We start from the raw sequence: 15814 nt of genomic DNA on the forward strand, positions 1-15814 counted from the left end.
ATACAGGCGTAACAGACGGGAGGAAGCCGGACATGCGATCTGCTGATCGGCCGCGTCTTAAGTCGCTATACGCATCTCGCTGGCTGATCGTCCTCCGTATCCCGCTGTAGTATGGTCTACATTCCAGCGACTTATAGATAAAGTATCCGCCCACAAATTAAAAATAACGGATATAAAAAGAGTGGCCGGTATAATCAGCCCCTCAGTGCCCGTAAAGTTATCCACAAGCTGTACACATCGGTTTTAGAGCATTTGCAAATAACGGACATAAATATGTTAGGACAATAATATCCGCTTTACAGGCGCTGAAGGGCATTTGGCAATCATTCCTGACACAGGAATACGGTAACCGATCCGGCGATAGGCGGCTGCACACAAGTTATCCACAGGTTGTGAACAGAGGGTTGGGATTCGATCCACAGCGTGCACAGACAGGGACATACGCCGATTTCTTAATATCCGTTATTTATTTTGCTAATCAACGAGTAGCTACAATAGGCCGCTCACGGGTCTGTGGTGAGATGCGGTTCCGCAACGAAAGGCCGCTATACCTCAGACGGATGCGTTGCGCGCACGGCCAGGTATGCACTCAGCCCAGCACCGGAAAGAGCAAACACGGCAAGCACGCCAAACAGCACGGCGGGCGCATAGTAATTGAGCACCGTGCCAGCAACCGCTGCGCCGAGTGCACCGATGCCAAACACGCCGAGATAGGTAAACCCGTACGACAGGCCTCGTGCTTCCGAGGGCGTATACTCAGCCACTGTTGCCTGATAGAGCGGCTGCACAACAAAGAGCGCCACGCCCAGTAGCGCGCTAATGGCGAGCAGTGGGCCCGTCCCGGCAAGGGCCATCGGCCAGAACACAACACCGATGGCCGCCAGCACGAGAAATCCTCCGGTCAGCGCGCGCTCGGTGCGCACATGATCCGTAAGCCAGCCGCCCAGGTACTGCCCGGCCATACCGACCATGAGAAGCGCAGCATAAACGTAGCGCCCCGACTCCACCTGCAGGCCGATGTCGATCTGCACGAAGCGCTCAAGCAGGTCGGGCAGGAAAGTGAGTATCCCCCGGTAATAGAGTCCCGAAAACATGACCACAAAAAACACGACGACAAATCCCGATGCGAAGAGAAGTCGCGAGGTGCTCCATAGCTGTGCAAGCGACTGCGGCGGTGGGTCTTCTGACTCGCCGGTGCTCTCATCGAAGACCGCATCGGCAGCGGTTTCATCAAACGAGGCGCGTGCCGCATAGAGCGTTGCCCCGAGCGCCGGGAGCGCCAGCAGCGCCGCCACCACGCGCCAGTCTACCACAACAAGCAGCAGCGCCGTGCAGAGCGGTCCGAGGGCGATGCCTGCGTTGCCTGCCATGCCGTGCAGCGCAAGCCCATGCCCGCGCTTCACCACCCCCCGCGAAATGAGGGTGAGCCCTGCTGGATGGTAGATGCTTGCTGCCAGCCCCCACAGCACCAGCGCAGTTGCAATCGACCACAGCCCCGACGCCAAGCTCAGCACCACAAACGACAGTCCCATGCCTGCCAGGCATCCTATGATGAGCCGGCGCGAGCCCCATCGGTCCGCAAGAACGCCTGCCGGAAGGGCGCCCATACCGTAGAGTCCATACCCCAGCGCAACGACGCTACCCAGTACCGCTGTCGACACGTCAAACTCGACCAGCCATAATGTCATCAAGATCGGAATGGAAAGCTCGTATGTGTGCACCATCCCGTGCCCAAGTGACGTGAGCGAGATGATGGCGCGGTCGTTGCTGTTCATAGCGGTGTGTGTCTGCGATCGTACCGTGCGTACCGTGCATCATGTCATCGTGTATGCCGCATGCCTGGCCATCAGAACCCGGATGGGTCTTAAGCCGGGTGTTACGATAGCGGCACCTGTGCTACCGAATAGTAAGGGCAGGGAACGATGCCCCGTGATGATCGAATAACACAACTGCTTCTTTCATAACCGAACATATTACCATGGCCGAATCTACCCTCGAACTTTCCGACAGTACTTTTGAGGACGACGTTCTCAACGCCGATCAGCCTGTACTGGTTGATTTCTGGGCGCCCTGGTGTGGCCCATGCCGCCAAATTGCTCCGACCGTTAACGCGGTTGCTGAAGAATACGAGGGTCGTGCCAAGGTAGGTAAGCTAAACGTGGACAACAATCCACGCACGGCCCAGCAGTACGGCGTCCGTTCCATTCCTACACTTATGATCTTCCACAACGGCGAAGTCGTTGATCAGGTCATGGGGGCCGTACCCAAAAAAGAGCTCACCAAGCGGCTCGACAAGCAGCTGACGCAGGCGGCGTAACGTCTCTGCGCTTTATCTGCGTCTTGTCTGTGATACGCACTCGGGGTCTGCTTCGCAACGAAGCAGGCCCCGTTTTCGTTTGGGGATGCGGAGCACCTCGCTAATCATTAATACTCTTTCGTTCTTTAGGCACGACCAACCCAATCATTCATATTCCGGCACACGACTGCACTTCCATGAGTCTCAAAGCCTCGCAGGGCACCTCGTTCGGGGCACTTGCTGCAGCGCTTTCTATCTTGAGCCTGCTCCTTATGCTACCCGGCTACCTCACGCCCATTCCCGTGTCTCCGTTTGCACCGTGGAGCGTTGAGGTGCTGGTACTTGCCACGCTGCTTGCAGCAACTGCATATACGGTCCGGCAAAGCACGCGGTGGATTGCCACTGCTGTATATATCGGCTACCTGTTGTACGCGCTGTACGACGCCCTCGTCTACACAGCGTTTCAACGGCACGGCATCCTGTACGAAGACCTTCGCTTCCTGACCAACGCGTTCTACCTGATCTCTGAGCAGGCCGAGCCCACCATGCTGCTGACAGGCGCGGGGGCGCTCCTCGCACTGGGCAGCCTGCTGGCCATGATTCCCCGATGCATGCAGGCGCTGCAGCACGGCGGCAGCACGCCGGCCGGATGGGCGCTGCTGCTCGGACTCCACCTTGTGGCCTGGCCAGTCGTGCTGTGGCACGCCCCGGCCGAAGAATGGGGCACCGAGCACCGTGCCTACCGCGAAGTGCGCGAGGACGACCGCCTGCGCACCCTCACCGCGCAGATCCATGCCAACCTTGACGCCTCCCGGCAGCTACGCAGCCTGCTGCAGGAGATGGGCGACGCACCACCAGACTCAGCATACTACGCGTACACCGACCTCACCCTCACCGATCGCCCGCCCCTCTACTGGTTCATCATCGAATCGTACGGGCAGGTGCTCACGACGCATCCCGACCTGCAGGCACCATTTGCGCGGGTCCTTCGTCGCGTGGAAGAAACACTCGCCGCCGACGGATGGCATGTTGCCACAACAACCGGCCCCGCTCCCATTCGTGGCGGACGCTCGTGGCTCACTCACGCCACCCTCCTGAGTGGGTCACATATCCATCGGCAGGTGCTCGACGACCGCTTCAAGAGCCATCCGTCGTATCCCACACTGGTGCGTACGCTGCAGCACCACGGCTACCACACGATCGGACTCAAACCGCCCAACCGGGCACGTCCCGGACTGCCATTACACGACCCGTACCGGTTCGATACAGTGCTCTTCTACGACGACCTGCAGTATGAAGGCCCCAGTTACGGATGGGGGGGCATCCCGGATCAGTACAGCCTGTACTTCACACACGACAACGTGCTGCCTCACGACCAGCCGTTCTTTCTTCTGTTTGCGATGGCCGACGCCCACGCGCTCTGGCGACACGGGCTGGCTCCCTACGTTGACCACTGGGAACGATTCAACCAGGCCCCCACCGACACCGATGGCGCCGCACGCCGATGGATTCGCCAGCACACTCAGTCCACCCGCGACGGCCTGCTGCCCGATAGCCTCACCCAGCGCCTGATCCTCAATCAGCCGCCCGAAATACGCTACCTACGCACCGTTACCCACAACTGGCGGCTCATCCGCGACTATCTGCAGGCGGATGCGTCCGACGATGCCGTTGTGTGGGTCTTTGGCGATCACCAGCCGCCTGTGCTTCCGCTGGAGGACTCGGACGTACCCATTCACATCTTTGCGCGCGACCCCGACCGGCTACAGCCGTTTCTGGAGCAGGGGTTCACGCGCGGACTTGCGTTGCCCGACGCGCCGGACCAGCAGTGGCCGCTGGAGGGGCTCTACTCGCTCACGATGCGTGCCCTCGCGCAGTACAATGCGCAGCACAACGCCCCGCCGCACGAAGCGGCCCCGCTACGTCCCGAGGGCATTCCCTATCGCATGCTCGCTCCATGAGCATGCGCGGCAGGATATACACTGCGCGCCCGGTTCCTACGCCGCCACCACCTGCTGCAGCGCACGCCGGACGCGGGCGGCGGTCTCTGTCCACGCCGGCTTGCCGCGGCTCGTACGGATGGATTCGCGGTACCAGGCACGGTAGCGCGATGGCGTGGTCAGCAGCGCGCGCAGCCGCTCGCCCAGCCGCCCGAAGTCATACGGCTCTACGAGCCCATTCTGAGCCGTAGCACCGAGCGTTTCGGGCAGCCCACCGACTTGAAAGCCCAGTACCGGCACGCCGCAGGCCAACGCCTCGCGCGCCACCATCCCGCTCGTCTCAAAACGCGACGGACACAGCACTGCATCCGCAGCGCGGTATGCGGCGCGCACCGCCTCGGCGGGCTGTGGCCCCTGCAGCGTGATGCGTTCACGCTGCGGCGAGTCCTCAATCGCTCTGCGCGTGCGTGCTGCATGCTCTGGGTCGAGCGCATCGTCGCCGATGATGCGCCATGTCCACGGCAAATCGGACAGCGTCTCCAGCATGTGCAGGCAGGGTACCACCTGCTTGTTTGGAAACGGGTTGGCAACGGTGAGCAGACGAGAAGGGGGCTCCGGCGTCCGTGCGAGAGGCCGTCCGTGCCGATAGGCTGCTGACAGTCCGGGCGCAGCAACCCATATGTGCTCGCGGGGCATGCCATGCTCGCTGAGGCGATCTGCCACGAAATGGCTGGGCACCACGCATCCCCCAAAACGCTGCAGATACTGCGCCTCTTGCATGATGGCTTCGGTGTGCGCCTGCGTAGGATCGGCCAGGTGGAGGTAGTGTGCGAGCAGCACAGCCGGGGGGGCATCGCTCAAGACACGGGGCATTTCGGGGGTGCGCACCAGCAGGCTGTCCACGAGCCAGACGTCGGCTTCGGGCGGGTCGCCAGCAGAACGGGGCCAGCCGGTGCTGGTCGTGATGCGGTCGGCCTCGGGCCACGCTGCACGCAGCGCCGTGTTGTAGCGATTGCCGCCGGTAGGATGGTCGGCGAGGTCGGGCAGACAGAAGTGCACATGCATAACGTGGCGTCGGTCTTGAGGCGATCTTGGAAGCAGTCGTAGACAATCAGGGCGCCGACTGAATGGCGCGTCCGCAGTGCGCAGCATCATCGAGAAGCTGTTCTACGCGCATCGTCAGCGCCGGCTGCATGTCGCAGCCCAACGCCTGCAGCGCCGAGGCCGCCCAGTGGTTGCAGTTGTTAAACACATGGTACGAAAGATGTGACGGGTAGAAGGCGCTCGTGTAGTAGTGTCCGTCGGCGACCGGATCGGGGCGCTCGCCCTCGAAAGTAGCCTGCACGAATGCAGCGAAGCGCTGCACGGCCTCATCCGACACCTCGATGGCCACGATGTCGTGGCGCGGAAAGGCCTGCTGCACGGGCCTGTCGAAGAGCGCTACGTGCACCACGCTCGCCGTGGGCCAGGCGCCAGCGCGCAGCAGCGAGCCTACCCTCGGACTCGGGTTCGGGTAGTAGCCTGCGTCGCCCCAGCCAACCTCTACGTACCGATGTCCTGCCCGATGTCCTGCAAAGTCGTCGAGCACCGGCCACGCCGATTCGCCCAGTGCATCGGTGCGCACAGCGATTCCGGCATGCCAGCCGTGGCGGATCACGTACACCGTGTGCGCGGGCTCTTCAACCGCAGCACCCGGCGTTTCAATCGGCGGCTGGTGGCAGTGCGTGCTGAGCACGATAATCCATCCTGCAGCACCGATAAGCAGCAGGCGACGGAGCCAGCGGGCCATAGCGGTAGCGAACCCAGACAGAAGAACGAGACAGAAGAACGAGACACGCCGGCCCGTCCACGCCGGCCCAGTCGCACAACCAACGTAGCAGCAGTCCGTCCAACAAGCAAGCACTTTCCACTCCTTGACGACCGGCCCCCATGCCTGCTGCCCTGAACGACCATCTACGCAAGAGCCTGCGCGGCGACTTCCCCGCGCACGCCTCCTTTGAATACGCCACCGCCGACTGGCCGCGTGACCTGCGCAGCGTGCGCCCCGACGGCCTGCCGTACTCCGGCTGGGAGCTGGTCGAGCACATCCGCCTCGCCCAGGACGACCTGCTGCGCTACTGCACCAACGAGGACTACGCGCCGGGGGATTGGCCCGCCGACTACTGGCCCGACGCGCCCGCTCCGCCCTCGCCTGCGGCCTGGACGCGCAGCTGCGAGTCGGTCGTCGCCGACCGCGAAGCCCTGCTCGGGTTTCTCGACGATACCGATCCGTTCGAGACGGTGCCCGGCCACGATACCCACACCATGGCGCGCTCGGTGCTCATCACCATCAGCCACACCGCCTACCACATCGGACAGCTCGTGGTGGCGCGCCGCCTCCTCGGCTGCTGGCCGCCTGCGGATACGGCGTAGGCGCGGCGGTTTGGCAGTACGGGGGTTGGAAGGCCTGGAAGAGCCCCCTCCACACATCCCCCCCTCGATCCCTAATCTACTTCAGATACTCATCCAGATACCCCTCGGCCTGCTTCTTCACCATCCCCTTCATCGCCGAAAGCAGCATCCCCAGTTTAATCTCCACACGCACCGTCTCCGGCTCCACCTCAATCTGCCCTTTGGCCCCGCCGCCGTTAAAACGCAGCGTATCCTGCTCCCACCGGTACGACGCCCCCAGCTTATCCTCAAGCTGCTCGGCTACCTTCTCAACTGCGGTTCGGGCTGCGGTTCGGCCCATGCTGTGCGAACGCGAAATGTTAATCGTAGACATGATCGGTCAAAAACAATGGTGTAAAGGCAGTGTGTAAAACGGTTTGTTCGCTACGGAAGCGGTTTCCGTGCGTTCCCAGCCCCACTCCATGCGTTTGGGCTGGACACCGACCGGCGCATCCCTTACATTATGACTTCTGTAATGGATTCATAACGGATTCCATAGGTTTTATGGCATGCGAAAGGCGGCTGCCACACCGGCCCACCGTGCCAGCCTCCGTATTCCCATGCCTCCACCATCGTCCTGTATCGCTTATGCGCATGCTCTCGCCTATGCCTCGCTCGCTACGTCTCGTACTGTGCACACTTCTTTTTATCGGGCTCTCTGCCGCAGGCGCCCCTGCCCCCGCCACGGCCCAGACCGATGCCCTTCAATCCCCCGCTGACTTTCTGGGCTACGAGCTCGGATCGCAGTTCACCTCGCACCACCGGGTCGTCGACTACGTAGAGCACGTGGCTGAGCAGTCGCCCAACGTCGAGATTGAGCGCTACGGCGAAAGCTACCAGGGGCGCCCGCTTATGGTAGCCTACGTGAGTAGCCCCGAGCTGCTGGAGCAACGCGACGCCATCCGCCAGGACAACCTGCGGCGTATCGGACTTGCAGACGGCACGCCGGGCGAGCTGGCGCCGGCTATCGTGTGGCTCAGCTACAACGTGCACGGCAACGAGAGCGTAAGCACCGAATCGTCGATGCAAACGCTCTTTGAGCTGGCCGATCCGTCGAACACGCAGACCCAGCCGTGGCTGGAGGATGCCATCGTAATCATGGATCCGCTCATGAATCCCGACGGACGCGAACGCTACGTTAACTTCTACAACCGCACCGCCGGAGCCACGCCCAACCCGAACCGCATGGCCCGCGAGCTGCAAGAAGACTGGCCCAGCGGGCGCTCCAACCACTACTACTTTGACCTGAACCGCGACTGGGCCTGGGCCACGCAGCAAGAGACGCAGCAGCGCCTGGACCTCTACAACCAGTGGATGCCACACGTGCACGTCGATTACCACGAGCAGAGCATCGACGCGCCGCACTACTTTGCGCCCGCAGCGGATCCCTTTCACGAAGACATCGCCGAATGGCAGCGCTCCTTTCAGGAGACCGTCGGCCGCAACCACACGCGCTACTTCGACGACAACAACTGGCGCTACTTCACCCGCGAGCGCTTCGACCTGTTCTACCCCGGCTTCGGCGACACCTGGCCCACCTTTAACGGCGCCATTGGCATGACCTACGAGCAGGGCGGCTCCGGACGCGCAGGGCTCATGGTGCATACCCTCGAAGGCGACACGCTGACGCTGCACGACCGCTTCATTCGCCACCACGTCACCGGCCTCTCCACCGTCGAAACCGCCGCCCGCGAGGCCGACGACCTCGTGTCCTCGTTCGTCTCCCACTTTGAAGAGACCGCCGCGAATCCCCCTGGCGACTATGCAGCGTATCTCATCAAAGCCCGCGATGCCGCCTCCGCCGGCGTACCCAACACCCCCGACGACCGCGTACACGCGCTGCACCGCCACCTGGAGCGCCAGGGCATCGAATCCACCATCGCGGGGCCGGGCACCGATGCCAGCACGAGCGGACTCCGCTACGCCGACCAGACGAATCAGTCGGTATCTGTTGAGCCCGGCGATCTCGTGGTCTCGCTCAGCCAACCCAAAAGCCGCCTCGCCAAGGTGCTGATGGAGCCGCAGACCACCGTCGTCGACTCCGTAACCTACGACATGACCGGCTGGAGCCTGCCCTACGCCTACGGGCTGGACGCCTACGCGCTGGGCAGCGACGTGTCGGTTTCAGGGGATACGCAGGCTGCACCGCCCGCCCTGCAGGGCAACGACACCGACGCGCCGTATGCCTACCTCGCCAACTGGCACAGCATCGCCGACGCCGCGTTTCTGGCCGACCTGTTGGAGTCCGACGTAAAGGTGCGCTTTGCCCGCGAGGCGTTCGAATTCGAGGGCCGCACCTTCGAGCCCGGCACGCTCGTCATCTTGCGCACCAACAACCGCGCGATGGGCGAACGCTTCGACGGGATCGTGCAGGAAACCGCAGCCGAGCACGAGCGCTCGCTCTACCGCACCGCCACCGGCTTCATGGATGAAGCGCCCGACTTCGGATCGGCCAACATCCGCTACATCGATGCGCCGCATGTGGGCGTGCTGGCCGGGGAGCCGCTCGCCTCGCTCAACGTGGGCGAGATCTGGCACTTCTTCGACCAGCAGCTGCAGTATCCGGCCACGCTCCTCAAGCCCGGCAACTTTCAGGATGCCTGGCTCGACGAACTGGACGTGCTCGTGATGCCCGAGGGGCAGTACAGCGACTGGCTCTCCGACGAGCGCGTGGCGGCGCTGCAGCAGTGGATTGAGCGCGGCGGCCACCTCATCGCCTTCGGGTCGGCCAGCAGCGCCCTGTCGCCCTACGACGGCTTCGCCCTCGCTGCCCCGGTGCCTGACGAAGACGTGGAAGACGAAGCGGAGACGCCCGAGTTGCACCGCTACGAAGACCGCGCCCGCGACGCTGCCACGCGCGGCACGCCTGGCAGCGTGCACGCCACCACGCTCGACACCTCGCACCCGCTGGCCTTTGGCGTGGAGCGCTACTTCACCATGAAACGCTCCGCCCGCGCCTTCGCCTACCTCGACAGCGGCTGGACCGTAGCCGCGCTCGAAGACGCCTCCCCCGTTAGCGGATTCATGGGCCACGAGGCTCAGACCGCCTTGCAGGAAACGCTCGTCTTCGGCGTGCAGTCCCACGGACAGGGCCGCATCACCTACCTGGTCGACAACCCGCTCGTACGCGGCTTCTGGCACAACGGCCAGCTCCTCATGAGCAACGCCGTGTTCTTCGTGGGGAACGAATGACTGTCGCCGAGGACGCAAGCGGTCCCCGGCTATGGGATCCCGGGCGGTGATTACCAAGACAAAAGGGCCCCCGCTGGTAGGCGCAGCGATAGGAAACGCTTGCAATCTTGTGTCACCAACAACAACCAAATCTGACATGCCCCACCACGTCTACATCCTCGAATGCGCGGATGGCACCTACTACACCGGCTACACCACCGATGTGGAGCGCCGCGTAGCCGAGCACAACGCCGGCACCGCCGCCAAATACACCCGCGGACGCACGCCCGTCGAGGTCATCCACACCGAAACGTACGACAGCCAGTCCGCCGCCATGCAGCGCGAATACGCGATCAAACAGCTACGGCGCCCGGCCAAGGAAAAGCTGGTGGATGTATCCTAATTCGCCAGCGCATCCAGCGGACTCGCAACGCCGCGTTTGCTACACCCCCTCGCAGGTCCAGGAGGCGGCTTGCCGGAAGCAGCTCCCCAAACGTGTTCAGGAATGAGTGTCAGAGCGCCTCCAATGGACTTTGTACCGCGCGTCCGCCCCGATTCAAGACATGCGTGTACCGCATCGTCGTCTCCACACTGTCATGCCCCAACAGCTCTTGTACGGTTCGAATGTCGTAGCCATCTTCCAGTAAATGTGTCGCAAAGGAGTGGCGGAAGGTGTGGCACGTGATATGCTTCGAAATGCCTGTGGCGTTCACGGCCTTCTTCACCGCATTCTGCACAGCAGAGGTTGAACGATGATGGCGGTGGGTTTGTCCGCTTCGGGGATCGGTAGATCGTTTGGTGGATGCAAACACAAATTGCCATCTCCATTCGTACGCGGCGTTCGGATACTTGCGTCCCAGCGCGTCTGGGAGGTGTACCGAGCCGTGCCCCTCGCTGAGGTCGGTTTCGTGTAACACCTTTCGCGTCCGCAGATGACGCTTCAGCGGCGTATGCAGGCGGCTGGGAAGAACGGTAACGCGGTCTTTGCGCCCCTTGCCATCTCGGACGATGCACGCACCCCGCTCAAAATCGAGAGCCTTGACCCGAAGGCGGAGAGCTTCCGAGAGACGAAGCCCCGCGCCATAAAGCAGCGCAGCAACGAGTTGGTTGGTCCCACTCATTGCGCCCAGTACCTGCCGGACCTCGTTGCGCGTGCAGACCACCGGCAAGCGTCGTGGACGCTGAGCCGGCTCCAGGTCGTTGATAGTGTCCAGCTCGATGCGCAGCACACGGCTGTAGAGGAACCGGAGCGCATGAAGGGCCTGGTTCTGCGTGGACGCCGCGACGTTGCGCTCCAGGACCAAGTGATTTAGGAAGTCACGGATATGAGCGGCGTCCATCGTACGCGGATGGCGTGTGTCGTGGAACAGCACATACCGCTTCACCCAGCGGACGTACGCCGTTTCAGTGTGATAGCTGTACTGCAAGCGACGGCACGCCGTGCGGACTTGATCAAGCAGCTTGGGTGGCTGTTGGGACATGGGAACAGTGGACCGAGCGCCGGAGACTTGCGATTTATGAAGGGCCTTGGTACCATGAAATACATATACAAGCCCCTTCAGCAAGATAGACCCGTCGGGAGGCGAATCCATAACGTCCTATGTCCACTTGGTTGACATAAGCCGACACCAGATTGGCTTATCCTTTTGGGAAATAGCAAATTGCTCGTACTTATGGGGTTTGCCTATGTCCAGCGGGTTGACATAATTATAAGTTATGCAACCCGATGGAGCGACTTCTATGCGCATCAGTATGATATTAAGCAACGCTCTCCCTTTAACAGCGAGGTCCTTCTCATGTCCGACGAACCTTCCATAGATCGGTCCGCATTTTCGGTCTCCTCTTTTTCGGAAGCCGACGAGGAAGACAAGGTGCATTGGCTGTCGAGAACGTCCCAAGAGCGTCTCACTGCCTTAGAACAGATGCGCCAGATCAATTATGCCTACGATCCAGTTTCCGACCGAATTCAGCGAACTCTTGAGGTTGCTGAACGATCATGATGTGCGGTATCTCGTGGTCGGCGGCTATGCAGTAAGCTACCACGGATATCCCCGAACCACTGGAGATCTGGATCTTTGGATCGAGCAAACGGAGGAGAATGCAGGTCAGGTGGTGAAAGCACTTCGCAGATTTGGATTCGACGTTCCAAAATTGGATGCGACCTTGTTTTTGGATGAGGACCGCCTTGTACGCATGGGCCATCCGCCCCTTCGTGTTGAGATATTACCGAGCGCAAGCGGGGTTGACTTTTCATCTTGCTATGACGAACGAATTGAGGACGAGTTGGGAGGGGTAAATGCAGCAATTATCGGGCTGGAATGCCTAAAGAAGAACAAACGGGCCAGCGGTCGTCATAAAGATCTGGATGACTTAGAGAACCTTCCATAGCACAGACCGGGCTGCATAACACACATTGCAGCCGACGACGGGCTCTTGCCATTTTCAAAAGTTCGCGTCTCCTCATTCCTCTCCATACGTTTCGAAGCCCGTCGCGGCTAAATTTCCACGTTATGCCTGCGCGGAAACAGCCATGTCCTCCCGATGATATGCCGACGCGCTCAAGAACACGGTCTCACGCCCGAGAAGCTCCAAGGGATTCTTGATGACGACTCGTAAGCCACGCCATGTCTTCGACACGAATACGCTTATCAGCGCGGCGCTCTTCGAAGGGTCCACACCCGACCGTGCGTTTCGCTGGTCGCTTCGGCACGGCCGTGTCGTGGTTTCGCCCGATACGCTCAACGAACTGGTGGACGTGCTCGGCCGCGACAAATTTGATCGCTATCTGAGCGCGGAAGAGCGTGAAGCTTTTCTTGAAGGTAGCGGCTCAATGGCAAGTGATTGCCATGTTAGGTTACTTCATCACGGTTCGCTGAAACCCCCTCTGTCTTCGAGCTTCGCCGCAGGCGTGATCCTGTGGACATCTCCCCCTTGGATAAGGGGGAGAAACCCGTAGGGAGAGGGGGTTCGACTGATAGGCGACTCCGGTGGCCAATTGCTTGATCACTTAGCGTCTATCCACTGCCTTCTTGAAGCGCTCGTCGAACGCGTAGAGGTGGTCGAACCAGTAGGAGAAATTGAGGCCTGCCGCGACCCGGACGACAACAAGTTTCTGGAGCTTGCTGTGGAGGGAGGGGCGGAAGCCATCGTAAGCGGAGACGATGATCTGTTGGCGTTGCATCCGTTTCGAGACATTTCGATTGTGACACCAGGTGCATTTCTGGAGCAGCAGGAAAGGTAGGCATAACCCAACACTGCCGACGAAGGGCACAGGGCTTCTTCGGTGGGCCCAACACGGGTGGCGCTTCTGGTGACTCGTTGATAGGTTACCGGTGCCTTCGCCACGGAGCTTTGCCGTAATACCGCTTATGAAGGCCCTCGGATCGACTTTCTTTAGACAGTTGCTGTGTGCGGACTGTATCGGTGCAGCGCTGGCGGGAGCAACCGTAATCGCGCTCAGTGAGTGGCTCGGTCGCTTAGAACCTGTTTTGATTTCTTAATTTGGGCTCCGAGCGGCGGCGCTGGACTGGGGCCGAAGGGCATGCCCCTGGTGCAAATTGCCCCCGATGTCGGCCCGTAGCCCCGGCTACGAACCGCCATCGTGATCCAATTTTCGCCTCAGCGGCGCTCGCTCTCGCCTGCAAACCAAAACCCAAACAGGCTCTTAGAAGGACTGCCCCAGGAGCTGCTTCTCTTCACTGGAGCGGTGAACCTGCTCTACGGATCGTATTCGTTCGTGCTTGCCATTCGGCGGGAACGTCCGATGCATTTGATCAAACTGCTCGTTGTGGCCAATCTCGTATGGCGTGCGTCTGCTTAGGGATCGTGGCCGTTTTCTCAGCGACCGCAACGCTGTTTGCTTTTCTACACTTCGTCGGAGAGGCGGTCTATGTCGGCGGGCTGGCGGTTCTGGAGTGGCGCTACCGAGGCCTGCTTCTCACAGCGGCATACCCCCGGTCTCACCACCAACGCAGTGTGGCATAGACCGGCATCACGCGTCAAGCAGATCAACGATGACGCGGGCAAAGGCGTCGGCGGACGGGGGGTGGTCGCGCAGCCAGAGCTCGGGCTCGATGAGCTCCAGTTCCATCACCGCCCACCGGCCCTCGTTGGTGCGCGCGATGTCCACCCGCCCATAGCGCGGTACCGGGTCGCACGCATCCATCGCACGCAGGGCCAGTTCTATCTGCTCGTTCGATGGCTCATAGGGGTGTACGGTACCGCCGTGGTTGTCCTGCACCCGAAAATCGCCATCTTTGGCGGACTTGCGGATGGCATGCGTGTAGTCGCCATCGAACACCATCAGGCTCACCTCCCCGGTGTCTACAATGTCGTTCAGGAAGGGCTGCAGGATAAACGACGCGTCCTCAAGCAGCGGTTGAACGGTTTCCTCTACAGCACCTGTATCCTCTTTTTGGACGCGGTAGGTGTCGCGCCCTCCCGCCGAGATGCAGGGCTTGATCACCGCCTCGCCCCAGCCTAACGCGGCAAGTCGCTCTTCGAGACGGAGGCGAGCGCCTTGCTCGATGAACTGGGAGTCCACAACCGGAATGCCGCGCTCGTTCAGATCGGCCAGATAGTGCTTGTCGAGATTCCACCAGACCAGCTCGGGCGTGTTGCAGAGCCGGACCTGCGAGGTCGCCGCCTCAAGCCATGACGTAAACGCCTCAAACCGCTCAAAGTAGTCCCACGTAGTGCGAAAAACGGCACAGGAGAAGGTCGACCAGTCTACGTCCGGATGGGCCCAGTCGATGCGGGTGGACGTTACGCCGCGCTCTTGAAGGGCTTCTTGAAGCAGGCGGTCGTCGTGGAGGATCTGCTCGACGTACCAGTCGCCTTCGGGGGCCGTGGGAACGGCGTACCTGCATTCGGTAAGGAGCGCGACATCAGCGTCAAGGTTGGGCATTGGGTAGAGGAGACAGAATGATACGTTCAAAAAAGGAGACCTTCCGGTGGCAACGGGGGAGCCGACGCCTCTCGCGCTAACGGACCACCCGGTTGCGTTCGCGCACAAACGGTTCAGGCTTTCAGGCTACGGAAAACGAGGGCGCTTGAAGCGTAGAGGGACGCTCTGGGGGTGCTATAGCCAGCAGCAACGGCTGGTCGAGCTCGTGGAGGAACGCAGCACGGTGCGCAATGGCCGTCCGCAGAAAGGACATCGGGGCGACCACCAGACCGTCGACGGCGCGCTGCAGGGCCGTGCCCGGATGCGACGCTTCCAGGGGCGTGCATCGCATGGGATGCCAGAGCGTGTCGGCAGGAGGGCGCGTGGCCCGGAGCGCAGCGCGGCGAGCCCGGTAGGTGTCGTCGTCGGGAGCCGGAATTAGCACCTGGATGCGCTCGACGTGGAGCGCGTAGGAGGCGTACACCGCCCAGTGAAGGGCCGCTTCGGTTTCGGGGGTGTCGGTGTAGTAGAGCGTGAGGTGGTTGAGCGCGTACTGCTGTGGGGGCGCAATCAGGAGCGGACGCTCTGCTTCGTCGATGAGCGCGTTTGTCGTGCTTCCCAGCCGCGTGCCTCCGTGGGTCGACAGCCCCTGCGAGCCTACCGCGATCAGGTCAGACCGCTGGGCCTGGTTGCGAAGCGATGCCGCTGCATGCCCCGTCGCCGTCTGCATCTCGGCGTCTACGTTGTAGGCATGCGCCAGCTCATTGAGGCGCCAGCGCACGTAATCCGACATCTCCTGAAAGGCGCGCTCTACGTAGCGCGTCGACAGCGGCATCGCCGTAGCGCGGCCCGCCTGAATGGTGCGGGTCGTGCCCAGCGCCGCCGCCCGTCGAAGCGCGGCATCTTTCACGTAACACCCCGTAGCGCGCCCCAGACCCGGCTGTACGAGATGAAGTGCGGTAGTGAGAGCCGCCTCACTGGCGGGCGATCCGTCCAATCCGACCAGCGCGTGGCGTAGCAGCGACATGCGTACGAATCCAATAGAAAAGCAAGACAGAACAAGAACAGGCAAGATACCCGGAGCGCCCCGCA

At 61.6% G+C, this 15814-nt stretch carries 16 protein-coding genes; 9 read left to right on the top strand and 7 right to left on the bottom strand.

Annotated elements, in window-relative coordinates:
* Nucleotides 1-545: 545 nt before the first annotated feature.
* The gene (locus ACZ48V_RS00115; protein ID WP_464540484.1) at nucleotides 546-1775 is read right to left on the bottom strand and encodes an MFS transporter; all 1230 of its coding nucleotides are present in this window, start codon (nucleotides 1773-1775) and stop codon (nucleotides 546-548) included.
* A gap of 203 nt (nucleotides 1776-1978) precedes the next feature.
* Here ACZ48V_RS00115 and trxA point away from each other — a divergent pair, with 203 nt between their 5' ends.
* On the top strand, nucleotides 1979-2317 hold the full coding sequence (gene trxA / locus ACZ48V_RS00120; protein WP_353564134.1) for a thioredoxin: 339 nt from the start codon (nucleotides 1979-1981) through the stop codon (nucleotides 2315-2317).
* Between the two features lie 176 nt (nucleotides 2318-2493).
* Nucleotides 2494-4257 (top strand): alkaline phosphatase family protein, encoded by a 1764-nt coding sequence (locus ACZ48V_RS00125; RefSeq protein ID WP_464540486.1) that lies wholly within the window; start codon nucleotides 2494-2496, stop codon nucleotides 4255-4257.
* Between the two features lie 36 nt (nucleotides 4258-4293).
* Here the strand turns inward: ACZ48V_RS00125 and ACZ48V_RS00130 are convergent, their stop codons facing one another.
* Nucleotides 4294-5301 (bottom strand): glycosyltransferase family 4 protein, encoded by a 1008-nt coding sequence (locus ACZ48V_RS00130; RefSeq protein ID WP_464540488.1) that lies wholly within the window; start codon nucleotides 5299-5301, stop codon nucleotides 4294-4296.
* Between the two features lie 46 nt (nucleotides 5302-5347).
* Nucleotides 5348-6025, bottom strand: a complete 678-nt coding sequence (locus tag ACZ48V_RS00135) for a DUF2459 domain-containing protein (protein WP_464540490.1) — start codon at nucleotides 6023-6025, stop codon at nucleotides 5348-5350.
* A gap of 140 nt (nucleotides 6026-6165) precedes the next feature.
* On the opposite strand from ACZ48V_RS00135, the gene ACZ48V_RS00140 reads away from it, so the two are divergent.
* Nucleotides 6166-6648: a DinB family protein gene (locus ACZ48V_RS00140; RefSeq protein ID WP_464540492.1), complete on the top strand. Its 483-nt coding sequence runs from the start codon at nucleotides 6166-6168 to the stop codon at nucleotides 6646-6648.
* A gap of 76 nt (nucleotides 6649-6724) precedes the next feature.
* Here ACZ48V_RS00140 and ACZ48V_RS00145 read toward each other — a convergent pair whose 3' ends face one another.
* Nucleotides 6725-7000, bottom strand: coding sequence for a polyhydroxyalkanoic acid system family protein (locus ACZ48V_RS00145; RefSeq protein ID WP_464540494.1), 276 nt, complete (start codon nucleotides 6998-7000; stop codon nucleotides 6725-6727).
* A 254-nt stretch (nucleotides 7001-7254) separates the two neighbouring features.
* On the opposite strand from ACZ48V_RS00145, the gene ACZ48V_RS00150 reads away from it, so the two are divergent.
* Together ACZ48V_RS00150 and ACZ48V_RS00155 are read left to right on the top strand one after the other, a co-directional pair.
* Nucleotides 7255-9858, top strand: a complete 2604-nt coding sequence (locus ACZ48V_RS00150) for a M14 family metallopeptidase (RefSeq protein ID WP_464540496.1) — start codon at nucleotides 7255-7257, stop codon at nucleotides 9856-9858.
* A 136-nt stretch (nucleotides 9859-9994) separates the two neighbouring features.
* Nucleotides 9995-10240, top strand: a complete 246-nt coding sequence (locus ACZ48V_RS00155) for a GIY-YIG nuclease family protein (protein ID WP_464540498.1) — start codon at nucleotides 9995-9997, stop codon at nucleotides 10238-10240.
* 109 nt (nucleotides 10241-10349) lie between these two features.
* Here ACZ48V_RS00155 and ACZ48V_RS00160 read toward each other — a convergent pair whose 3' ends face one another.
* A complete protein-coding gene (locus ACZ48V_RS00160; protein ID WP_464540500.1) occupies nucleotides 10350-11318 on the bottom strand; it encodes an integron integrase in 969 nt (322 codons plus the stop codon).
* Nucleotides 11319-11775: 457 nt separating this feature from the next.
* Here ACZ48V_RS00160 and ACZ48V_RS00165 point away from each other — a divergent pair, with 457 nt between their 5' ends.
* The 4 genes from ACZ48V_RS00165 (at nucleotide 11776) to ACZ48V_RS00180 (ending at nucleotide 13657) form a co-directional block, all read left to right on the top strand.
* Nucleotides 11776-12225, top strand: a complete 450-nt coding sequence (locus tag ACZ48V_RS00165) for a hypothetical protein (RefSeq protein ID WP_464540502.1) — start codon at nucleotides 11776-11778, stop codon at nucleotides 12223-12225.
* A gap of 214 nt (nucleotides 12226-12439) precedes the next feature.
* Complete coding sequence (locus ACZ48V_RS00170; protein WP_464540504.1) at nucleotides 12440-12793, top strand: PIN domain-containing protein; 354 nt, start codon at nucleotides 12440-12442, stop codon at nucleotides 12791-12793.
* Between the two features lie 39 nt (nucleotides 12794-12832).
* On the top strand, nucleotides 12833-13078 hold the full coding sequence (locus ACZ48V_RS00175; RefSeq protein WP_464540506.1) for a putative toxin-antitoxin system toxin component, PIN family: 246 nt from the start codon (nucleotides 12833-12835) through the stop codon (nucleotides 13076-13078).
* Between the two features lie 360 nt (nucleotides 13079-13438).
* Nucleotides 13439-13657, top strand: a complete 219-nt coding sequence (locus tag ACZ48V_RS00180) for a hypothetical protein (protein WP_464540508.1) — start codon at nucleotides 13439-13441, stop codon at nucleotides 13655-13657.
* Nucleotides 13658-13828: 171 nt separating this feature from the next.
* Here ACZ48V_RS00180 and ACZ48V_RS00185 read toward each other — a convergent pair whose 3' ends face one another.
* Both ACZ48V_RS00185 and ACZ48V_RS00190 read right to left on the bottom strand, forming a co-directional pair.
* Nucleotides 13829-14743, bottom strand: a complete 915-nt coding sequence (locus ACZ48V_RS00185; RefSeq protein WP_464540510.1) for an ATP-grasp domain-containing protein — start codon at nucleotides 14741-14743, stop codon at nucleotides 13829-13831.
* 121 nt (nucleotides 14744-14864) lie between these two features.
* Complete coding sequence (locus ACZ48V_RS00190; protein WP_464540512.1) at nucleotides 14865-15749, bottom strand: universal stress protein; 885 nt, start codon at nucleotides 15747-15749, stop codon at nucleotides 14865-14867.
* Nucleotides 15750-15814 lie beyond the last annotated feature (65 nt).

The sequence above is a fragment of the Longimonas haloalkaliphila genome, from assembly GCF_055379825.1.